25 protein-coding genes and 1 other annotated feature are annotated in these 21,586 nt (G+C 48.0%); of the genes, 19 read left to right on the plus strand and 6 right to left on the minus strand.

Annotation, left to right across the window (positions count from 1 at the left end; translation table 11 throughout):
• Positions 1 to 34 precede the first annotated feature (34 nt).
• Positions 35 to 1,663 (minus strand): PspC domain-containing protein, encoded by a 1,629-nt coding sequence (locus VD907_02935; protein ID HYG83805.1) that lies wholly within the window; start codon positions 1,661 to 1,663, stop codon positions 35 to 37.
• 8 nt (positions 1,664 to 1,671) lie between these two features.
• On the minus strand, positions 1,672 to 2,010 hold the full coding sequence (locus tag VD907_02940; protein ID HYG83806.1) for a PadR family transcriptional regulator: 339 nt from the start codon (positions 2,008 to 2,010) through the stop codon (positions 1,672 to 1,674).
• A 114-nt stretch (positions 2,011 to 2,124) separates the two neighbouring features.
• On the opposite strand from VD907_02940, the gene VD907_02945 reads away from it, so the two are divergent.
• On the plus strand, positions 2,125 to 2,763 hold the full coding sequence (locus tag VD907_02945) for a hypothetical protein (protein ID HYG83807.1): 639 nt from the start codon (positions 2,125 to 2,127) through the stop codon (positions 2,761 to 2,763).
• 43 nt (positions 2,764 to 2,806) lie between these two features.
• Here the strand turns inward: VD907_02945 and VD907_02950 are convergent, their stop codons facing one another.
• Both VD907_02950 and VD907_02955 read right to left on the minus strand, forming a co-directional pair.
• Positions 2,807 to 3,241 carry a hypothetical protein gene (locus VD907_02950; protein ID HYG83808.1) on the minus strand — a complete coding sequence of 145 codons (435 nt, stop codon included), beginning with the start codon at positions 3,239 to 3,241 and terminating at the stop codon, positions 2,807 to 2,809.
• Between the two features lie 128 nt (positions 3,242 to 3,369).
• Positions 3,370 to 3,783, minus strand: coding sequence for a hypothetical protein (locus tag VD907_02955; protein HYG83809.1), 414 nt, complete (start codon positions 3,781 to 3,783; stop codon positions 3,370 to 3,372).
• A gap of 130 nt (positions 3,784 to 3,913) precedes the next feature.
• On the opposite strand from VD907_02955, the gene VD907_02960 reads away from it, so the two are divergent.
• From VD907_02960 to VD907_02970, 3 genes are read left to right on the plus strand one after another with little or no spacing between them, the layout of a single operon-like run.
• Entirely contained in the window at positions 3,914 to 4,549 is a 636-nt protein-coding gene (locus tag VD907_02960; GenBank protein HYG83810.1) for an ATP-binding protein, read from the plus strand.
• Complete coding sequence (locus VD907_02965) at positions 4,550 to 5,239, plus strand: SprT family zinc-dependent metalloprotease (protein ID HYG83811.1); 690 nt, start codon at positions 4,550 to 4,552, stop codon at positions 5,237 to 5,239. It abuts the gene before it with no gap.
• Positions 5,240 to 5,272: 33 nt separating this feature from the next.
• Positions 5,273 to 6,949 (plus strand): ATP-binding protein, encoded by a 1,677-nt coding sequence (locus tag VD907_02970; GenBank protein HYG83812.1) that lies wholly within the window; start codon positions 5,273 to 5,275, stop codon positions 6,947 to 6,949.
• Here the strand turns inward: VD907_02970 and VD907_02975 are convergent.
• Positions 6,939 to 8,063, minus strand: a complete 1,125-nt coding sequence (locus VD907_02975; GenBank protein ID HYG83813.1) for a glycosyltransferase family 2 protein — start codon at positions 8,061 to 8,063, stop codon at positions 6,939 to 6,941. The two genes, VD907_02970 and VD907_02975, sit on opposite strands and share 11 nt — an antisense overlap.
• 324 nt (positions 8,064 to 8,387) lie before the next feature.
• Here VD907_02975 and secE point away from each other — a divergent pair, with 324 nt between their 5' ends.
• The 7 genes from secE (at position 8,388) to thyA (ending at position 13,074) form a co-directional block, all read left to right on the plus strand.
• Positions 8,388 to 8,687, plus strand: a complete 300-nt coding sequence (gene secE, locus VD907_02980) for a preprotein translocase subunit SecE (GenBank protein ID HYG83814.1) — start codon at positions 8,388 to 8,390, stop codon at positions 8,685 to 8,687.
• A 4-nt stretch (positions 8,688 to 8,691) separates the two neighbouring features.
• A complete protein-coding gene (gene nusG / locus VD907_02985; GenBank protein ID HYG83815.1) occupies positions 8,692 to 9,240 on the plus strand; it encodes a transcription termination/antitermination protein NusG in 549 nt (182 codons plus the stop codon).
• 81 nt (positions 9,241 to 9,321) lie between these two features.
• On the plus strand, positions 9,322 to 9,747 hold the full coding sequence (locus VD907_02990; GenBank protein HYG83816.1) for a 50S ribosomal protein L11: 426 nt from the start codon (positions 9,322 to 9,324) through the stop codon (positions 9,745 to 9,747).
• 121 nt (positions 9,748 to 9,868) lie between these two features.
• Entirely contained in the window at positions 9,869 to 10,210 is a 342-nt protein-coding gene (locus VD907_02995; protein ID HYG83817.1) for a hypothetical protein, read from the plus strand.
• Positions 10,211 to 10,335: 125 nt separating this feature from the next.
• Positions 10,336 to 11,334 (plus strand): 50S ribosomal protein L1, encoded by a 999-nt coding sequence (rplA, locus tag VD907_03000; GenBank protein ID HYG83818.1) that lies wholly within the window; start codon positions 10,336 to 10,338, stop codon positions 11,332 to 11,334.
• Between the two features lie 119 nt (positions 11,335 to 11,453).
• On the plus strand, positions 11,454 to 12,149 hold the full coding sequence (gene dcd / locus VD907_03005; GenBank protein HYG83819.1) for a dCTP deaminase: 696 nt from the start codon (positions 11,454 to 11,456) through the stop codon (positions 12,147 to 12,149).
• Between the two features lie 7 nt (positions 12,150 to 12,156).
• Positions 12,157 to 13,074 (plus strand): thymidylate synthase, encoded by a 918-nt coding sequence (gene thyA, locus VD907_03010; protein ID HYG83820.1) that lies wholly within the window; start codon positions 12,157 to 12,159, stop codon positions 13,072 to 13,074.
• A 2-nt stretch (positions 13,075 to 13,076) separates the two neighbouring features.
• Here thyA and VD907_03015 read toward each other — a convergent pair whose 3' ends face one another.
• Complete coding sequence (locus VD907_03015) at positions 13,077 to 13,571, minus strand: dihydrofolate reductase (GenBank protein ID HYG83821.1); 495 nt, start codon at positions 13,569 to 13,571, stop codon at positions 13,077 to 13,079.
• 93 nt (positions 13,572 to 13,664) lie between these two features.
• Here VD907_03015 and VD907_03020 point away from each other — a divergent pair, with 93 nt between their 5' ends.
• The 8 genes from VD907_03020 to VD907_03055 all read left to right on the plus strand — a co-directional run bounded on the left by VD907_03020 (position 13,665) and on the right by VD907_03055 (position 21,583).
• The gene (locus VD907_03020) at positions 13,665 to 14,354 is read left to right on the plus strand and encodes a hypothetical protein (GenBank protein HYG83822.1); all 690 of its coding nucleotides are present in this window, start codon (positions 13,665 to 13,667) and stop codon (positions 14,352 to 14,354) included.
• A gap of 391 nt (positions 14,355 to 14,745) precedes the next feature.
• Positions 14,746 to 14,886, plus strand: a sequence feature (ribosomal protein L10 leader region).
• A gap of 70 nt (positions 14,887 to 14,956) precedes the next feature.
• The gene (gene rplJ, locus VD907_03025; GenBank protein ID HYG83823.1) at positions 14,957 to 15,484 is read left to right on the plus strand and encodes a 50S ribosomal protein L10; all 528 of its coding nucleotides are present in this window, start codon (positions 14,957 to 14,959) and stop codon (positions 15,482 to 15,484) included.
• A 45-nt stretch (positions 15,485 to 15,529) separates the two neighbouring features.
• The gene (rplL, locus tag VD907_03030) at positions 15,530 to 15,934 is read left to right on the plus strand and encodes a 50S ribosomal protein L7/L12 (protein HYG83824.1); all 405 of its coding nucleotides are present in this window, start codon (positions 15,530 to 15,532) and stop codon (positions 15,932 to 15,934) included.
• Positions 15,935 to 16,163: 229 nt separating this feature from the next.
• On the plus strand, positions 16,164 to 16,673 hold the full coding sequence (locus VD907_03035) for a hypothetical protein (GenBank protein ID HYG83825.1): 510 nt from the start codon (positions 16,164 to 16,166) through the stop codon (positions 16,671 to 16,673).
• A 274-nt stretch (positions 16,674 to 16,947) separates the two neighbouring features.
• The gene (gene dnaX / locus VD907_03040; protein ID HYG83826.1) at positions 16,948 to 18,390 is read left to right on the plus strand and encodes a DNA polymerase III subunit gamma/tau; all 1,443 of its coding nucleotides are present in this window, start codon (positions 16,948 to 16,950) and stop codon (positions 18,388 to 18,390) included.
• Entirely contained in the window at positions 18,383 to 19,732 is a 1,350-nt protein-coding gene (dnaB, locus tag VD907_03045; GenBank protein HYG83827.1) for a replicative DNA helicase, read from the plus strand. The genes dnaX and dnaB overlap by 8 nt, the downstream gene beginning before the upstream one ends.
• Before the next feature lie 20 nt (positions 19,733 to 19,752).
• Complete coding sequence (locus VD907_03050) at positions 19,753 to 21,198, plus strand: glycosyltransferase family 39 protein (GenBank protein HYG83828.1); 1,446 nt, start codon at positions 19,753 to 19,755, stop codon at positions 21,196 to 21,198.
• A gap of 97 nt (positions 21,199 to 21,295) precedes the next feature.
• Entirely contained in the window at positions 21,296 to 21,583 is a 288-nt protein-coding gene (locus VD907_03055; protein ID HYG83829.1) for a YbaB/EbfC family nucleoid-associated protein, read from the plus strand.
• Positions 21,584 to 21,586 lie beyond the last annotated feature (3 nt).

Consider the following 21,586-nt stretch of genomic DNA (forward strand, 5'->3'; position numbering starts at 1 on the left):
ATCCGGCCGTTATAAGCAGTGGGGAACAAGGTACTTACAGCTCTTCGTTTAGTTCTTTTTCTATCGAAACATTTGTACAGCCGAGTCGTGTGTTATCTGCCACTTTGGTTTGGCCATTCCAGACAAAGGTGCCACTTGAAATATCCTCAAGCCCAATGGTTGACTCGCTTCCAGCCGGGCAGGCTTGCTGATCGGTAATCTTCAGAGTATGAATAGTGCCAAATTCGAGCAATGAGCCGGTAGCGGTTGTCTCTAGGTTTGAAACCGTGGCGGCGGCTGCCATAATGTTTACACCTTCTTGGCTCGTGACTTTCAGCTGTTCGATCGTGGCGTCGTGCAGGGTGATATCGGAATTTTTGGCAGCGTCGAGGGTTAAAGCGTGTTGATTTGGGCCGCCGTATTGTAAAGCTGCATTTTCTTTTGTGGTTATATGCTTAAGCTCCGGCCCATACACGTAAATGGTCGCGGTAGTAACGCCTTCGCAATCAAACGGAGAGCACACGGGCTGCGGTGAAACTTTTGAGGAAATCTTAAGAACGTCACCTTCTACCTTTATTTCGGGCTTAATGATGGCGCTGTTGGTGGCAGCAATTGTTTGCAACTTGGCTGAAGGAGCTTGGCTTTTGGCTGTCATGTAGTGTACTTCCGTTCCTCGTGGCACTTCTACTACCAATGAGGTAACTTTTTTAGCTTCGGCTGGAATGGCAAGCGAAACCTCGCGAGTATGGGCGTTTTGCAAGTTTGTTTGCTGCACTTCGGCAAATAGTACGAGGCCAATTGCCACAACAAAGCTAAGCGTACCAGCTAAGGTGACAACCCCCATCGATACAAGGCTGCGCTTTGTTGCCTTTTGCCGAAAGAGCGCGATAGCAATTTGCGCACAGAGCACCGCCAGCAAAAGGCCGCTGACAATTGCCAAAATGAACGCCGCCAGCCAGAAGCCAAACATCGGATCGCTCGAATTAACATGAGTACCTTCGTAAAAAGTCACGCCAAATGTGACATATACGGTAAAAGCTAAGCTGGCAACGGCTGCCGACATCGCGCCAAGGCCAAGTATAAAGGTTACTATACGACCGGCTAGTCTTGCTGGGCGATCTTTTGCGCTTTGAGCTTCAAGTTCGTTCATTTCTCGTAAAGAAGCGATTGTTACTGGCCGCCCAGCCATAAGCAGCTTATCGGCTGAAGTTTTAGCTTCGGGAATAACCATCCATAGCACTAGATAAATGATTAAAGCCATGCCAAATGAGCCAATTAAAAGCACCAAAAACAGCAAGCGGACCCAAACCGCATCGATCTTAAAATACGCTGCAATGCCACTTAAAACGCCTCCTAAAACGGCATTGTCGGTATCGCGAAATAAGCGCGGTCGAATTTTGTCGTAAGCTTCATCAGCGGTCGGCCGTGACTCGCCGTCGCCAAATTCTTGAGGTGCGCCTAGTTGTTCTTTAATGGCTTGTATCTCTGTAGCTGTGACGACACCGCCACTCGTCACGCCGTGTTCGGCTAAAATTTCGGTGATTCTAATTTCAACATCGTCGACCACCTCTTGATCAACAGTGACATTTTTCACCGTTTCAAGGTAGTGTTCGAGGTCTTTTTTAGCTTCAATTTCTATATCGTAGGCAACTTTTGCGATATGGATTCTGGTGATCTCTTTCATATTCATCCTTATAGTTTTTTAAGTGCGGCGTTTAGTGCTTCAATGTGGTGGGTCAGTTCGTTCTTTACCGCCACACCAAAGGGTGTTACCTGGTAATATTTGCGCGGCGGTCCTTGTTCGGATTCTTGCCACTCATAGGCGAGGAGGCCGTCATTCTTGAGCCGTGAGAGCAGGGGATAGATGGTTCCTTCTACCACCACGAGCTCGGCTGCTTGTAAACGCCTGATGATATCAGAAGTGTACATTTTTTCGCTGCAAATCATTAGTACACAGTAGGCTAGAAAACCTTTTCGTAGCTGCGTAGCAAGTTGTGCTGCATATCGTTCGCTGGTTAATTTTTCTTCCATAGTTCTATGTTATACAAGGTACTTATCATTGTCAATTACTTTTTATAGAACGACCAACTCCTAATATGTGTATCTTGTGTGTATATTTACTTTCATCTACAATAGAACGCTGTGATGAATCATTCTGATAAAATAATCCTGAGCAAGACCGTAATCTCGACCTGGAAACGAATTTTACTGCCAAATAGCCACGACTATGATGATTGCGTGGCTGCCTTTGAACAACAATACGGCATAAAAATACCGCCCTTTCCCGAGCGTTGCCTAACCGTAAAAACACAAAACACAAGTTACATTCGTGTGCGCAGCAATAGTATTCCGATGCTCATCGATAAAGGCTATGCTGATGCCGGCTTAGTATTTAGCGACGTCATCGAAGAGTACGAGAACGCTTCGGCGCTAACTTACCAGCAACTAGCAGGCCCAGAACTCAACTTCTGCTTACTTATTCCTGAAGAAAAAGAAGCTACCTTACTGCAAAGGCTGTATTCGTCAGCGGCACCGCCGCTGGTTGTCGCAACGGCATACCCACGATTCTTACAAAAATGCCTGAAACAAATAGAGCAAAATGGTAAAAAGTTAAATGTTGTATTATCAGATCTACCGGTGTACGGGGCAGTTGAAGCAATGTGCGAATTAGGGGTGGCGGATGTTGTTGCTGATGTGGTGAAGACGGGGGCGAGTGCACGAGCAAATAAGTTACTAATAATCAGTTTAGATAAGATACACCCCACACTACTTTATAAAACCTAAAAATTGTGTGGGGCTCAGTATGGTCATACTGAGCCCCGTAAGACTACTTCTGGGGAATGTCGGCCTTCAAAGCGTCGTCAACCAGAATACGAATGATCTTCGGATCAGTCACGCCATCCGACGAGCTAATCCCATACATCGCCAGCGCATCTTTCACTGCACCCTTATTGCCAGCTGCACCCTTGATCAGGATGACTTCAGAATTAGCAGGGTCATAAACGATCGTTACACCCTTTACCTTACGGCTACTAATGTTCTTCATTCGCCCCGTGCCCGGAGCGAGGTTTGCGACCGCTGCAGCGACCTCAATATATTTGCCGGCATTAGCCCTACGCTGGCTATTCCAACCCCTCGTTGCGTCAACACCACCCTTGACTGCCTTGACGACTGTCTTCGCGCCTGCCCTACCAAGCTCACTCAGATCCATTGCAGCAACGCGCTTGACACCAGCCACAGCAGCACGCGTTCGATCAAACACTTTGAAGCTCCTTCGTAGTCGACGGTACATAAATATACTATATACTACCGGGCTCAAAGTCAAACAATACGCACATTTTGAATAATAAAAGTGGCGCATTATACGTCTTTGTATAATGCGCCTCAACACTAGCGCTTCAACTTCGTGATTGCATCGAGCACAGTGTTAACGAAAACTGCCTGGTCTTTGCCCTGCTTGCCCCCAAACGAAAAGCGCGTCTCAATTTCAGAACGCTGCTGCTCCTCATCAAGCTCAGCGCTGGCCGCTTCCGGGTCACGGACAAAATTGATCACCCGCATGACAGAAAAGAAATTCGACGTTAGCTCGAGATGAACATGCAGTGTCTTGGAGCCCTTTGGAACAACAGCGTTATTAACTCGTTCCAGGCGCTTAACGTCCTTGACAAGGCCGCTAAGGTCTCGGTCGTCCAAGAAACTGATAATCAGTACCGGTGATTCAACCGTCCTTGGCCGACGTCCTTCACCCGCACTCTCAATCACCGAATAGGTGACGAGCATGCCGTTGGGCTTAGTCTTAACCATGACTTATCCAATCTGTCGTACTTCGACTACGGATACTATCGTAACACAATTTTTAAGAAAGTTAAGGGTCTTTTTTGTTTAAATTAGACCCGTCTTTCAAATTACCATAAGAATTGTTATACTAAGACCCATGAAGTCGCTAAGTCTCACCACGCCACTAGTGATCATAATGACTGGGCTGCCGGGCGCCGGAAAAAGCTTCTTTGCGCGGCAGTTCGCCGATATGTTCCGGGCGCCGCTGGTGAGTGTTGACAAATTGCGCTATGAAATTCTAGAAAACCCGACTTTTTCACCGCCAGAGCAGCAACAACTGGCCACCCTTGCCGACTATCAAATTGAAGAAACGATGAAAACCCAACAAACAATTATTGTTGACGGCTACCCAGCTACCCGTATCGATCGGCTCCGGCTTGAAAAGCTAGCAAAAAAACACGGCTACAAAAACTTACTTATTTGGGTGCAGACCGATGAAGCTACCGCCAAGTTCCGCGCCACCAAGCGGTCACCGCAAACCCAAGAAGAAACTTCCTCACGAAACATCCAGCCCGATCAGTTTTCACAGCTGGCAAAGCGGTTCGTTGCACCCACCCCAAGCGAGGCCTACGTGGTAATAAGCGGCAAACACACCTATGCGACCCAGGCAAAAGTAGTGCTTAAAAAACTCACCGAAAACCGCCCAACAACTACCACTATTCAGCCACCGGCACCAGAGCGCTCAGTTAATCCGCCCCTTTCCGCGCCACGCCGATCGATTATAATAGGATAAATGCCAGTCCTCACCGATACCGAATTTGGCGAAATTGTGGTTCGCCGCAGCGCTCAATCGCGCCATATGCGCATCCGTATTGCGCCCGACGGCCGCTTACGGGCGTCTATTCCTGTGTTTTCAAGTTTGCAAGCAGTCAAGCGCTTCATTGCCAACTCGCGGTCAAATATTCGTGAATTGGTGAGCACGCAATCGCAGTCGCCAATCTACACCCACGGTACCCAGATCGGGAAGTCGCACAGCCTTGTGGTAATGAAGGCGCCAAAACTAAAAATCACCACCCATGCGCAGAAAATCATTGTTGGGCTACCTGCCGATACCACCATCACGGCGCCTGAAGTCCAAACTCTCATCCGCGAACAAGTGGGCCGCGCACTTCGCCGTGAAGCCAAAGCCTTCTTGCCGCGTCGCTTAGCCTATTTCGCGCAGCACTACGGTTTTTCCTACAAAAAAGTTCGCTTTTCGCACGCTGGCAGCCGCTGGGGAAGCTGTTCAAGCAGCGGCACAATCAGCCTTAATATTGCCTTAATGAAATTACCGCACGAGCTCATCGATTACGTCCTGTTGCACGAGCTTAGCCACACCCGCCACATGAATCACAGCCCAGCCTTCTGGGATACGGTGAAGGCTTGCGACCCACAGTTTCAAGCGCATCGGCGCCAGCTACGTGCAGAACATCCCTATATTTAAACGTTGAGCTGTGGCATACTATTCATAAGCATTATGGAAAAATATCTGGGCATTATTTGGCAGCGCGACAAATACACCGAACAGTTCGTGCTCATGTTTCGCTACATGGCGTTAGTGGCGTCGCTGTTTTTGATTGCTTACGGCTTGCTTATTCGCGCTGGCGCCTTTAGCCAGACGTATTACAACGAGAATGTTTTTGTGTATGTCTCGGGGCTGTTATTAGTGTTTGGTCTGGCTGGTTTTTTGGTAAAGCGTCCGCGACCGTTTGGTACGCTGCTGCGGATTTTAGCTTTTCATGCGCTTGCGACGGCTTATCTTCTGGGGGTAAGCGGTTTCCAGTCGCCAATTGCTGCCTGCTGGATCCTGCTTATGATGAGTGCTTACTATTTTTTTGGCCTACGCGGCTTAATTGTCAGTGGGCTTTTATTTATTCATACTGCAGTGCTCGATTTTGCTTTTTGGGGCGACGGTAAGTTAGAAATTTTGCTGCTCGATAGCGTGGTGGCGGGCTGTATCGTGCTCGTTGGTAGCGCAGTTATTTTGATCGGGCACATTCAAAACCGGCAACACGCCGATTTCCAGCTCTCACGCACCAAAGAAAGTTTTCAGCGTGAACGAATTTTAGCTTTAGTGAACAGTATTGGCGACGCGATTCTTAATATTGATTCCGAGGGCGTTATTCGGCTCTATAATGCCGCCAGCCTCGATTTTTTTGATACCAACGAAAGTCTAAATGGCAAACGCCTCGATGCAGTGCTGCGGGTATACGATAAAGAAGGCCAGACGGTGTCGTTTTTTGAAGCAATTCAAGGGAAACGCGGCATGTACGTGCGCGAAGATTTAACCTATGTATTTTCAGATGGCGAAAAAGCCCGCCTCAGTATCAGCTGTTCGCCGGTGCGGGCCAGCTTTAGCGAGGTTAATAGTGAACAAACTGGCCACATTTTAATTATTCGCGACATCACAAAGGCAAAAACCCTTGAAGAAGAGCGCGATGAATTTATATCGGTGGTCAGCCATGAACTCCGGACACCAATCACTATTGCAGAAGGCACATTGTCGAATGCTCAATTTATGATGACGCATGGCAAAATGTCGACTCAAAATATTAGTAAAGCCCTGGAAGAAGCACACCACCAAGTACTGTATCTTGCCAAGATGGTGAACGACCTCAGCACCTTATCGCGCGCCGAGCGAGGCTTGGGTGATGAAAAAGAAGAAATTGATGTCGAAGAATTGATGCGATCATTGTATCACGAATATCAATCCGAAGCGGCCGCCAAGAAGCTACGTCTCGATCTTGATATCAGCCCACGTATTGGCACAGTTAAAACCAGCCGGTTGTACCTTGAAGAAATACTGCAAAACTTTATCAATAACTCTATTAAATATACTTCTGAAGGCGGCGTGATGCTGATTGCAAAGCGACAAAAAGACGGCGTGTACTTCGCCGTTAAAGATACCGGTATCGGCATTAGCAAAAGCGAGCAAAAGAAAGTTTTTGACAAATTCTATCGATCCGAAGATTACCGAACGCGCGAAACCAACGGCACGGGCTTGGGGCTGTACGTGGTGAACAAATTAGCCCAGAAGCTTTCTATCCAAATTGAACTTCAAAGCCGATTAAATCACGGATCAACTTTTAGCTTCATCCTACCGGATACTGGTGCCGGTTCAAAAGAAGGCAAGGCCAGCGATATTACTTCCTAGTAATCGTTCGACCCTTCCAGCGGACCGCCCCCGCTGAGTAAGCGTAGATGCTGCTTACAAGAAACGCGATTTCCTGCACCAGCAAAAACGGGAAGAGTATACAGCCGATTAAAAAGGGAATCCGTAGAACATGTTTAGCATACGCACCGTACATGCCGGCCAAACCCAAACAGACAACGAGCGAGAACCACAAAAGACTGTTCCCGAATTGAGCCGTGAGCAACAAACTGCTTGCAGCAATAAACGGCAACAAGCCAACTATCAGTAAACCCAGAATTGCTACCACACTCATAAATAGGCTCTTTTTAAGCGCCGGGAAATACTGCCGAACAGCAGTTTCAGCCTGCGACGACCACTTTTTCATGTAGGTTGCTCCGAGCTCTTGATCGCCAATCAGGAACCGATACGTATTTTGCTTCATAAAATGTGCAGCAAAGCTGTTTTCGGGCAGGATGTCATGCTTGACTTGCTCGAAACCAACTTCTTCTAGCGCCTCCGCCCGGACCATCCATAAAGCAGATGTTGCGGGAACATGCACAAATTGCGGTAGTAACAGCTGCCAGAAATAGCGAAAGCTAGCGAAAAAACTACTTGCGCGAAATAGCTTTTGGCGGGGCGGCAAGACCGACACCATCGCCGCCCGTTTGCCGTACATATAATTGACTAACTTTGAAACGGTTGCTGGCCCGAGACGCGTATCAACGCCCATAAACACAATGTATTGGCCGCTGGCCGCTTTTGCCAGCGTTTGCAGGGCATAATTTCGGCCAAGCCAACCATCCGGCAGTGCGTCACCTTCGATAAACCGAACGCCAGCATGCGCGTACGAGCGAATCAGCTGCGAGGTGTTATCCTGCGAGGCATCGTCGAGCACTAGAATCTCGAGCTTTGGATAATCCGACGCCAGCACTGTATCTAAGCACTCCGCCAGCGCAAACATCTCGTTACGCGCCGGAATACAGATACTAATGGTTGGACTATCGGTAAAAGACAGCGGCGTTACTTTGTCATGCTGCCAATGGTATCGACGCCAGGCAAGCCGAAGTTGCAATAACAATAAAACCGCAAGCACCCCTTCAACTGCGCTCCACATTAGCGCTAAGACAAATATCATAGTATAAGCAATATATCACATATTTGGTCGGGATTTATAATCAGGCAGAATTTTAAATCCACAAGTGACGCCGATCTCCATGGGGGCAGACGGCGAGACGGGAGACTGTGTCAATCGGTTGCAATAACCGATTGACAGCCGAACGCTCAATTAATCTTCCACTGGAAGATTAATTGAAAAGAGTGCTCCCGTCTCGTCAGCTGCCCCATGGAGATCCGAGTAGAGGATCACGGTTTACCACTTGACCATCTCCTCGCTAACCCTTATACTAATTATTGACAAGTCTGCAGAAAATGCAGTCTTTTTTAATTGGGAGAATATTCGGTGGCAAAAGAACAACCAAAAGCCAAAAAAACAGCCGATGATACCAGTGAAGCAAACGGTGTTGCTACAAAAGATAAAAAACCAGCACCAAAGTTTCTACGGATCATCACTGCGCCATTTCGGGCAATCGGCCGCTACGTCAAGGGGTCTTGGCAAGAATTACGCCAAGTACAATGGCCAAATCGCAGCGCAACCTGGAGCTTAACGCTGGCGGTTATACTTTTCACTCTGTTTTTTGCAGTACTCATTCTCGCACTCGACTCAGGGTTCCAATATTTATTTAATAGGATTTTACTCTAAAGCTATGGCACAAAAACGATACGATTCAACACGACAGTGGTACGCCGTCCACACCTATGCAGGCTACGAGGAAAAAGTCGCCGAAAGCATCCGTCAGCGAATTGAGGCGGTGGACATGGCCGACAAGATTTTTGACGTACTGGTTCCAAAAGAGAAGCAGATTGAAATTAAAAATGGCAAGCGCAAAGTTGTCGAAAATAAGATCTTCCAGGGATATGTACTGGTTGAGATGAAGCTTACCGAGGATGCATGGTACATCATCCGTAATACGCCTGGCGTCACCGGCTTTGTGGGTAGTGGCACGGAACCAACACCGATGTCAAATGATGAAATCACCAAGATTAAAAAACGCATGGGCGTTGAAGATCCGAAGCACAACATCGACTTTAGCGTTGGTGAAGTAATTGTAATTAACGACGGACCATTTAAAGGCTTGGATGGTGTTATTAATGAAATTGACACCCAAAAGGGCAAAATTAAGGCACTGGTAAGCGTATTTGGCCGCGATACACCCGTAGAGCTTGACGCGCTACAGGCCAAGAAGGTTGCCTAAACAGCCTAGTAAAAACGACTATAATCTGTTACAATTACTAAGTTACGCACTCGTTAACTCGAGTCAAAGAAGGAAATACGTATGGCAAAAAAAGTTATTGGAAATTTAAAATTCCGCGTTACCGCCGGTAAAGCGACTGCAGCGCCGCCAGTTGGCTCTATTTTAGGCCAATGGGGCTTAAACATGATGGATTTTATCAATCCATTCAACGAAGCTACCAAAGACATGATGGGTAAAATGGTTATCGTGCACCTGCAGGTGTTTGAAGATCGCACTTTTACCTGGAAAACCCTCGGCCAACCCGTTGATGACCTCATCCGCGAAAAAGCTGGCATCCAAAAGGGCTCTGGCAAACCGCATGCTGAAAAAGTCGGCACTATCTCTATGAAAGACATTGCTGAAATTGCCGAACTCAAAAAAGACCACCTTAACGCTTACACTCCAGAAGCCCGACAAAAAGTTGTGGCTGGCACCGCTCGCTCGATGGGCGTGACTGTTACTGAATAAAAAAGCGATGTATAAAAATAGATCACCTAATCGCGTGATCTATTTTTGCTTTACAAAATTATATTTTATATTATAGTAAAAGAGCAAGCGGGGCGGCGCGACCTCAAGGAACGGAAAAGTCATGCCAATCATTAGATACGTAGAAGTGCCGCGTAAAGGTTTTGAAGTAAGCGCTGGCACCTTCTTTATTGCTGGAGATATTGGGCCGGCAATTTCCCAGCTATTCGGCCCCGAATTGACCTTCACATACGGTGGCCGGTCGGGTTCGTATTCAGTTTTCCGGATCTCAATGAGGAGTAACTCTTTTTCGCTCGAAGCACTGTGTGACGAGCTCGAAAACCTGCTGCAAGCCGTAGCAGACGGTAACCTTAAGCTATACCAACAACTAGCTGAAGGAATCGAAAAGAAGTACAAGCCGACTTGTTCTGGACCGGGTGATGTTTCGGGATATATTGAACCCTAACGCATAAAGCGTATCAAGCCGCCCCGCTTGCTACGCAACCGCCATTTATGCTATAATACTAAAACAATACCAAAGTTTGGGAGGCGCCTGGCGCCGCTTGTACCACAGAAAGGATACCTTATATTATGGCAAAGAAAGCCGAATTACTTGAAGAAGCCAAAAAACTTGGTCTCGATGTAAACGAATCGAATACGATTGCTGAAATTGAAGCAGCAATTGCTGAAGCACCTCAAAAAGAAGCAACCGAAACAGAAGAAACGAGCGAAGAAAAAGCCGCTCGAACCACCAAAGCCGGTAAGCATAGCGCCAAAGCGCAGCGCGAAGCTGAAGAAGCTGAGGCCAAAGAAGCACGAAAAACTTCGGGCGATACCAGCGCTCAAGATGGCGAAGGCGTAACGGTTAAAAAAGGGCCAAAGCCAATCACCCGGCCAAAAATTGAACGCCGCGGCAAAAAGTACCAAGCAGTAGCTAAAGCAGTTGAAAAAGATAGAGTTTACAGCCTGGACGAGGCTATCGAGCTGGCCACAAAAACTGCCACCACCAAATTTGATAGCAGTGTTGAGCTGCACGTGAACCTAGGTGTTGATCCTCGCCAAGCCGACCAAAACATCCGCGCTACCGTTAGCTTGCCGCACGGTACTGGTAAGAAAATTCGTGTCGCCGTTTTCGCACCAAGTGAGCAGCTGGCTGCCGCTAAAAAAGCCGGTGCCGACATCGCTGGTGAAGATGAATTACTCGCGCAACTTGATAAAGAACAGCTTAATTTCGATGTCCTAATCGCTACCCCGCAAATGATGCCAAAGCTTGGTAAATACGCTCGCTTGCTCGGTCCTCGTGGCTTAATGCCTAACCCTAAAAGCGGCACGGTTGCGGTTGATGTTGCGAAGGCAGTCACCGACGCTAAAGCCGGTAAAGTAGAGTACCGCGTCGACAAACAAGCCGTAGTACACCTGGCATTTGGTAAGGTCAGCTTTGGTAAAGACAAACTTCAAGAAAACGCCAAAGCTTTCTTCGCGAGTCTTCAAAGCGTCAAGCCTACCACGCTTAAGGGTGGTTACATCAAAGCCATCAGCATCGCTACTACCATGGGTCCCGGCGTTAAAGTTGATAGCAACAGCTTGTAAAAATTACAGCTTCACTAAAAAACACCTCTCGAACAGGGGTGTTTTTTAGTGCGTCAAACCCCTTGCTGGAATGCGCTCTGTTCGTCACAATAAGAATAAGCGTGTAAGAAAAGGGGAGTATGGGGGTTTTCAGCAACACAGATATTAAAAATGCTGTTCAGAATGGCCAACTGGTGTTTCATCCGTATATTGAGGAACACATAAATGGCAGCAGCATCGACGTTACGCTTGGTGAATGGTACTACAAAACTGAACGAAGTAATTTTGGCGGTGTATACAATCCATTCGACGAAGAAGCAGTGAAGCGCTATTTTGATGGCGCCCACCAAGCCGAACGACACGACGAATGGTGTGCCAAACACGGCCGAAAATTGTTTGTAGGGATTCCAAAAGATCACCCAATCATTGTGCTCGAACCTGGCGAGCGCATTTTAGCGCACACCCATGAGTTTATTGGCGTTAAGGGCGACGCCACGAGCACTATGCAAGCCCGCAGCACTTGGGGGCGAAATGGCGTTGCAGTTTGCCTGGACGCCGGTTGGGGTGACCCGGGCTACGTTAATCGCTGGACAATGGAAATCTATAACATGAACCAGCGCGACGCGGTAATTTTACCGGTTGGTGAGCGAATTGCCCAGTTGGTGTTCTATAGTACTGGCCCAGTCGAAAGCGAATACCATCAACTGAGTGGTAAATATCAAGACACCAAAGCCGATGAGTTGGGTCAGATTGTGAATGCCTGGCAACCAGAGCAGATGCTCCCTAGAGCTTACAAAGATACTCGCCACACACCACTACCGGTAACTATAAAGTGAGAATACTATGAAACAATACCTAGATTTATTAAAAGACGTAAAAGAAAATGGCGTAAAGCGCGAAGATCGCACTGGCGTCGGCACACTAAGCGTCTTTGGCCGACAAGTCCGCTACGATTTATCAGAAGACTTTCCGGCGGTTACAACAAAAAAACTTTATCTCCGCTCGGTCATTCACGAGCTGTTATGGTTTTTGCAGGGCAGTACCAACATTAAGTATCTGATTGATAATAACGTCCATATTTGGGACGAGTGGCCGTACCGCGCGTATCTACTCTCGCAAAATAAAGCCCTGCCCAAAGTTGGCAGCGCTGCCTGGAATAACGGGCTTCAAGAGTTTACCGAACGCATAAAAACCGACCTGGCATTCGCCGAAAAGTACGGCGAACTTGGACCAGTCTACGGCTATCAGTGGCGCAGCTGGCCGACACCCGATGGCCGCTACATCGATCAAATCCAAGCCGCCATTGATCAAATCAAAAACAACCCTAATTCACGGCGTATTATTGTCTCGGCCTGGAACGCTGCTGATATTGATGAAATGGCCAAAGCCGGCATTCCGCCGTGCCACACGCTGTTTCAATTTTATGTGTCCGAGGGTAAGTTAAGCTGCCAGCTCTACCAGCGAAGCGGCGATGCTTTTTTGGGTGTGCCGTTCAACATCGCCTCGTATGCGCTACTGACCATGATGATAGCTCAGGTAACCGGTTTAGAGCCTGGCGAATTCATACACACACTTGGCGATGCACATATTTACTTAAACCATCTGGAGCAAGTAGAGTTGCAGCTGTCACGCGACCCGCGGCCACTACCGCAAATGGTTATTAATCCTAAAGTCACCTCAATCTTTGACTTTACTATCAACGATTTTGAGCTGCAAAATTACGATCCCCATCCGCCAATCAAGGCACCGATCGCTGTATAATTCTATTGGCGCCGAACTAATTCGACGAAGCTATAGTTATACGGGTGCTTTTCGTCTTTTTGGTGGGGTTCGCGGGCAACTTCTTTCCAGTCATCCATATTGAGTTCTGGAAAATACACGTCACCCGGGATTTCAGCTTCAACTTCAGTTAAATAAATCTTCTCAACCTGCGGCAGCGCCTCGGTATACACCCCAGCGCCACCAATCACAACGACTTCATCTGACTTTGCTGCTTTTAGAGCTTCTTTAAAAGAAGTAACGAATACAACACTCGACGTCGCCGGCCACGTATGCCGCGAGATCACGATATTTTGCCGCTCTGGTAGCGCATGGCCAAGCCGCGCCACGATTGATTCGTACGTTTTGCGCCCCATTATGACGCTTCTACCAAGCGTTACTTGCCTAAAGTGCTTTAAGTCGGCCGGCAAATACCACGGCAGGGCATTGTTTTTACCAATAACGTTATTCTTCGCGCGGGCAACAATCAGTGAAAGCATAACTTTAGTGTATAGAAAATAGCCGACGTAGTAAACATAACGCTAGTGTTTTTAGCGTAGCTTATTTATACTTGTGACAGCGAAAGGGGAGATATGAAAAAAGCATTTGTGGTGGTGTTTGAAGGAAATAGCGGCTCGGGCAAAGAGACCCAATTTAAGCTAGCGAAAACTCGGGCCGAACAAGAAGGGCTTACTATTGCCAGCTTCGATTTTCCACGGTATGGCCAAGTCAGCGCCCGGCCAATTGAAGAGTATTTGCGCGGTGAAAAGCGCTATGCACCCTATGACGCCGCCGTGCTATACGCTAATGATCGGCTTGCCGTGCGCGAAGCGCTGTGGCAGGCAGTCAATACGAAAGGTGTTGTGTTTATTAATCGCTACGTATCGTCTAATTTTGCCTACCAAGGCGCCGGACTTACCAATCCGGACGAGCAAGCGGCGCTGATTGCCGCCATAGAACAGCTTGAATACGAGCAGAACAAGCTGCCGCGCCCTGACCTCACACTGTTTTTGGCCGTTGAGCCGCGCGTGGCCCAAGCCCAGGTAGACAAAAAGGGCGAACGAAGTTATATCAACGGCCGAGATATTCACGAAGCCGACCTCAACCTTGAAATGCGGGCAGCCAAAATCTATAAAGAGCTCAGTGAAACCCGCGATGATTACCAAGAAATCTTCTGCATGCAAGACGAAGAAACTATGCGTAGCCGGGAAGATATTCATAGTGAAATCTGGGAGCTCATTAGCCGGCATCTTAAAAATAATCCGCAAGAAGATACTGATTAGCAGCATCTTCTTGCGGCAGCAAAATATATTCAGCGGCATTCATTGAAGCCTGAGCAAGCCCTTAAGTTCTGGGCTCAGATGAGGCGCAAGCCGCCTCTTCATTCTATTATCAAAGCTTTGCCATTTTCGCCTCAGCCTCGCAACTTCTTCTTGCCACTGTTGCCTTGTCTTCTTCCCCCCTTTCAACTGTGACGCAGCGCGTTCGAGGCTTCGCAAGTTAGCCGCATCCGGCCCGTCGACCCTTTTTGGCTTGTGATTACGAGCCATAACAATCACACCCTTCTTGAAGAAATGAACCGGGGTTATAATTTTATCAAACGATGTTCCATGCGTAAACTAGGTATCAGCCGGTCCAGAAGAAGTAGTTGACGTAAACAAAAGACCTGTAGTATAATCGACAAGAACATTACCAAAGACAGTAGCGGTTCAGGAACCTGAACTTAATTAGCTACCGAGGGATGAACAACCAACACTGTTTATTTTCCCGAAAGTCTTTGGCGATGCGAGGTCCAAAGACTTTTTTGTGCCTCGAAAATTCGCCCTTTGACAATTCGGCCCAAAAATATCAACTGTAACCTGACGCTTTTTAGGAGTTTTCAGTAATGGCAATTTCACGCGAGAAAAAACAAGCGTTAGTTACAGAGCTTTCAGAACTATTTGCGACCGCCAAAAGCACCGCTGCCGCTGCCTACGCTGGCTTATCGGTAGCTGAACTGCAAGAGTTGCGCGCCCAAGCCCGCGAAGCGGAAGTGACAATTAAAGTTGTCAAAAACCGCCTCGTTCGCGTAGCGCTTGGTGCTAATGACACCTATAAAGATGCCGACACCAGCTTACTTACAGGACAGCTAGTGTACGCCTTTAGCGCTACCGACGAAGTCGCTCCAGCCCAAATTCTGGCCCAGTTTGCTAAAAAGCATCCGCACCTGCAATTGGTTGCCGGCTTTGATGCCAGCGGCGCAACACTGTCTACAGAGGCTGTTAAAGCACTCGCCGAGCTACCAACCAAAGAGCAACTCCGTGGCATGGTGGTCAGCACTATCGCCGCACCGCTTACTGGCTTCCTTGGCGTAGCTAATGGTGCGCAGCGCGGGTTTGCCCAGGTACTTAAACAGCGCGCTGAACAACTATAGTTCGAAGCTCGTAATTAACGAGATCTATCAATTAAGGAGACAATCATGGACGAAAAGAAACCTGTTGAGCTTTCTGCTGCTCAAAAGAAAATCGTTGACGAACTCAACAAATTAAGCGCTCTTGAACTGAGCCAAATCGTAAAATACCTCGAAGAAGAGTGGGGCGTGAGCGCTGCTGCTCCAGCTGTTGCCGTAGCTGCACCTGCTGGTGGCGACGCTGCTGCACCTGCTGACGAAAAGACCGAATTCACCGTTACCCTCAAAGACGCTGGTAGCCAAAAAGTAGCTGTTATTAAAGCAGTTAAAGAATTGACTGGCCTTGGTCTTGGAGAAGCAAAAGCCTTGGTTGATAACGCACCAAGCACCATCAAAGAAAAAGTTAACAAAGAAGACGCTGAAGCCGCTAAGAAAGCTCTCGAAGACGCAGGCGCAACAGCTGAACTCAGCTAATTGTTATCTTGGGCCGAATCTGCAAACAAAAGTACCCGCGCTTTTTTGGCTGCGGGTATTTTTGTTATCGTGAAGGCGTAGATAAGCATAACTATTTACATAAAAATGACAACATTTAGCCGTCCGCTATCTTATCGGCCTGTGGATAATTGCTTGACAATGAACAGGCGCGATGCTATGCTCATGGCAATACTAAGTTTACAAAAACAGACAAGGAAATGCGAGAATCATGTCTGACTTACCAGAAAAACAAGTTAAGCGACTTCGTTCGCTTATCCAGGATGCTGAAACCAATTTAGCAGCCGCAAAAGAGCTATTAATTAGTCTTGTTGGTGATGACGAAACAACCGTGCGCCCTTCTACCGAAGAAGCCACCGGTAAAATTATTGAAGGTGTGTTTGATGGCCAAGCCATGATTGGCCCAGACGGCAAAACCTACCCCGTGCCGGCAAATTACGCCAGTAAATCAAAATTGGTCGAAGGCGACATCCTAAAGCTTACCATTGCCGATGACGGCAGCTTTATTTACAAGCAAATCGGCCCCGTGCCACGCCGACAAATCATTGGTACACTCGTACAGCACGATGGTGCATACTATGTGGAGGCCAATGGTCGCGAGTATCGTATTTTGCTTGCAAGTGTTACTTATTTCAAGGCGTCAATTGGCGATCAAGTGACGATCATTATCCCTGAAGATAACCCAGAGGCTACTTGGGCGGCAGTTGAAGCGGCATTATAAAAGCTCCTTCAGTTGTAAAAACTAAATAACAACTACTTAGACAGGCCTGCCATGTACTTATCGCAGGAGCCTGTGAAATCGGTTGCAATAACCGATTTCAGCCGAACGCTCAAAAAGCCTTCCAGCGGAAGGCTTTTTGAAAAGAGTGCTCTTGCGGTAAGTACATGACAGGCCCGGTATGCAGCACTTAAAAGGATGTAGTGATAAAAACGGCTAGTATTTGCCCGGTCATTTTTATATGCTTAGAAGAAGGGAGAGTGGAACAAACAACGAAATGGCTAGAGCCTTATACAGAAAATACCGAGCAAAAACATTACAGGAAATTGTTGGTCAGCAGCACATCGTAACGATACTTTCTGCCGCCCTGCAGCAGCAGCGAATTAACCATGCTTTTTTGTTCACCGGGCCGCGCGGCGTTGGCAAAACCAGCATCGCTCGTATTTTAGCGCATGAAATAAATCAGTTGCCGTACACCGATGAAACCACCCACCTTGATATTATCGAAATTGATGCTGCCAGCAATCGCCGTATCGATGATATCCGCGACTTGCGCGACAAAATTCACATTGCGCCAGTTTCGGCGCGCTATAAAGTATATATCATCGACGAAGTACATATGCTCACAGGCGAAAGTTTTAACGCGCTCTTAAAAACACTTGAAGAGCCGCCAGCGCACGCCATTTTCATTCTGGCCACCACCGAATCGCACAAGTTGCCGGCTACGATTATTAGCCGGACGCAGCGATTTCATTTTCGCCCGGTGCCAGTACCTGAGGTTGTGGCTCATCTGCAAATGATCGCCCAAAAAGAAGCCATTTCTATAACTGATGACGCCCTGCAGTTAGTTGCCGAACACGGCGACGGTAGCTTCCGCGATAGTATTAGTTTGCTCGACCAACTTTCGGCTTTTGGCACTAAGGAAATAACTGCCGAAATGGTCGAAACCACCTTAGGCCTAGCACCGAAAACCGATGTTATTAAGCTTGCTCAAGCGGTGCTGGCAAATAAACTCGACACAACCGTGCAACTGCTTCGAAGCATCGAACAAAAAGGTGCGGCAGCAGTTATTATCACGCAGCAACTTATCAAATATTTAGCATCGATTATTGATTCGGAAAAAAAGGCCGCCCCGTTAATCGACAAGTTACTTGAAGTCGGGAAGTCAACTAACCCGAGCGCTAAGTTGCTCGCCACACTAGCTATTGCTGCTGGCGAAGCTACCTCAGTCAAAAACGCCGCTGAAAGTGCCGTGGCTCCGCTGCCGACGTTATCTTTGCCAGTGCAACCGCCGAAGCAACCTAAGCCTAGGCCAGCCGCGAAAGTAATAACCACAGAAGAAAAGCAAATTGTTAACGACCCGATTCAACCCGAAACTATACAAGAAGTAACCACAGCTACAATCATTGAAAATTTCAACTGGGAACAAGTGGTTGAAGCCGTGCGCGCCGAGCACGTTTCGGTGTATGGCGTTATTAAGCACGCCAGCATAGAATACACCGCCGAAGGCACTCTCCGGCTTTATTTTGCCTATGCTCTGCACCGAAAAAAAGTTGATGATCAAAAATATCGCGCGCTATTGGTCGAGAGTATTACCAAGCTCTACGGCAATTGCCCGCCTATTGAAACCACCCTCGGCCATGCACCGCCAAAAGACGAAACAGCCGCTTCGGTAGCAGCCTTAATGGGCGGCGGGGAGGAAGTAAAAGTTAATGAGTAAAGACGCCAAAAAAACACTGGCAGCCAAAATTCCGCCGCAAAATACTGATGCCGAGATGAGCCTGCTAGGAGCAATTTTAATTGACGAAGATGCACTGTCGGCAGTGACCGATAAAGTAGCCGCGGCCGATTTTTACGATAAACGACATTCACTAATTTTTGCGGCCATGCTGCGCCTTTACGAACGGCACAAACCAGTTGATTTGTTGACCTTGAGCGACGAGCTTAAGGGGCGAGATGAGCTGGAACAAGTCGGCGGATCGGTGTATCTTACTGATCTCACCAATTACGTGCCAACATCTGCTCACGCCGAAGCTTATGCCGATTTGGTCGCCCAAAAAGCCGTGCGTCGCCGCTTAATCAAGGCTAGCACCGAAATCGCCGAGCTCGGGTATGACGAAGAAAAAGATATCCAAGAGCTGCTTGGTCAGGCTGAATCTGAGCTTTTCTCGGTGAGCGATGCTTCCTTGAAGCAAGATCTAACCAGTCTAGAGCAAATTCTGACCGATAGCTTCGATCGCATGGAAGAGCTGCACCGCAACAAAGGCGCCCTACGGGGCATTCGCACAGGCTACCGCGACCTTGATAGCATGACCGCCGGTTTGCAGCGGTCTGACTTAATTATTCTGGCAGCTCGCCCGGCAATGGGGAAGACTACTCTGGTAACCAACTTGGCATATAACGTCGCTACTGTCGATAAACATCCGGTGCTGTTTTTCAGCCTCGAGATGAGCAAAGAACAGTTGGTTGACCGTATGCTCGCCGATGCTTCGGGAGTTGACGCCTGGAATATTCGCACCGGCAACTTAAGCGATGATGACTTCGGTAAAATATCAGAAGCCATGGGCGAAATGGCCGAGGCGCCAATTTTCATTGATGACACGCCCGGCATGACCGTCCTTGAAATGCGCACCAAGGCCCGCCGCGAAGCGCATAATCATCCGCTTGGACTAATTATTGTTGACTATCTACAGCTGATGCAACCGAGCGGTCGCAGCGACGGCAACCGCGTGCAAGAAGTGAGTGAAATCTCACGCGGCTTAAAACTGATCGCTCGCGAACTAAACGTACCGGTGATTGCCCTGTCGCAGCTCAGTCGATCGGTTGAAAGTCGCAGTCCGCAAATCCCGCAGCTCGCCGACCTGCGCGAATCAGGCTCAATCGAGCAAGACGCCGACATCGTGGCATTTATCTACCGCGAGGAGTATTACAACCCAGATACTGATCGCCAGCGCATTACCGATCTCATCATCGCGAAGCATCGTAACGGGCCCGTCGGCAAAGTGGAGCTTTACTTCCACCCAGAACGCCTGCGATTTATGTCGCTCGACAAACAACATTAGGGTATAATGAACAAAAGCCTATGAAAAAGCATGCCTTCACCGAGTTCATTTTATACCGTTATCGTTATGCCATTGGCTATGGATTGTTCGCAGTTGCGTTGATTAGTTTGCTCGCAATTGCGGGGGTAGCCATTCCCGGAATGCTCACCGAAGCCGAGATGAATAGCGCTGTTAAAAGCAGCCAATTGCAGCTCACTGCTGTCGGCTCAATCATTGACCTTCCGTATCATCTGCTGCAAAAAGCCAGCATTGCTATTTTTGGCTTAACACCAATCGGCATTAAATTACCGTCGCTGCTTTTAGCTGTTTTTTCAAGCCTGGGGCTACTCTTTCTTCTGCGGCGTTGGTTTAAGCAAAATGTGGCTGTTCTGGCTTCGATCATCGCCGTAACAGCCGGGCAATTCCTTATTATTGCCCAACATGGCACCCCGTTAATTATGCTTTTCTTTTGGCCAACTATTTTGCTGCTGCTGGCTACCTATATTTCTGCTCGGCCACGGCGCACGCTAATATGGAAGATTTGTTTCTTTGCTGCGGCTGCACTTAGTCTTTACACACCGCTTAGTCTCTACGTATTGATAGCGGTATTCTTCGCGGTTATATTCCACCCGCATCTCAGGTTTATGGTGCTCCATATGAAGCGCTGGAAACTCGGGCTCGGGGCAGCCGTGGGAATATTGCTGCTTATACCGCTTTTCTGGCGAGTGAGCCAATCGCCTGAAGAATTACTCGTTCTGCTTGGTGTTCCAGATGATGTCAGCTGGACACTGATTGGTGAAAACATCCAACAACTGTTAGGCTCCTTCTTTGGCTTTGCGCAGCCGAGCATTCAAGGGGTCGCTCTCACGCCAATTTACGGTTTTGCCACAACTAGTCTCATGCTGCTTGGCTTGTTCAAGCTTGCGGTAGATCATCACTCCGCCCGAACGTATACTATTGGGCTATGGCTGTTAATTTTAGGCGTGGTGCTTTTACTGCAGCCAGGCTATATTGCCATTACTTTTGTACCACTGCTTCTTATGCTCGCTATCGGCATCGACACGTTATTTCGCGAATGGTATGGGCTATTTCCGCGTAACCCGTACGCACGGGCGGCCGCTTTGGTGCCGCTGGTAATTCTGATATCTGGCATTGTCTTCACCGGCCTCGATAGATATATCAATAATTATAGCCATCATCCGGCGCTTGGTCAGTATTTTAGCAGTGACTTATCGCTTATCCGGCACGAGCTTAAAAAAGACCAGCCGCGTACCTTATGGGTAAGCAAAAGTGAGCAGCCTTTTTATCACATTCTGACGCGCGAATATCCAAAGCTGCAAGTTGTGACCGAAGCGCCGCTAGCCCAAGCCAGTTCTGGACTTATCGTTTCTCGGGCGGTGCATGCCGGCACTGCCATAACGACCAAGCCATCAAAAATTATTACTAATCACTTTGCCGAGCAGAATGCCCGATTCTTTGTTTACTAATTTTTTAGGTTAATATTTAAAATTACTTCGGCAATAAAACAACAGTGAAATCAGCGAAAAATGATACAATAGATAAGTATTATCAGGAGACGAATAGATGTTTGACCAAGCTAAAATGGTGATGAAATTAAAGAAGGCTCAAAAAGAGCTGTCGAAAGAGATTATTGAAGTATCTGCTGGCGACGGCGCAGTAGTGGTACAGGTAAATGGCGAATTAAAGCTCAAGAAAGTAAAAATCGACCCGGCACGGGTTGATCTTGACGATATTGGCGAGCTTGAACGCTGGATTGAAATTGCCGTTCGCGACGCTACCCAACGCGCCCAAGAGGTTGCCGCCGAAAAAATGAAGCCATTAATGGGTGGCTTGGGTAACCTAGGGCTCTAAACG

The organism is Verrucomicrobiia bacterium (genome assembly GCA_035629335.1).
Classification (GTDB): domain Bacteria; phylum Patescibacteriota; class Saccharimonadia; order Saccharimonadales; family Saccharimonadaceae; genus DASUUR01.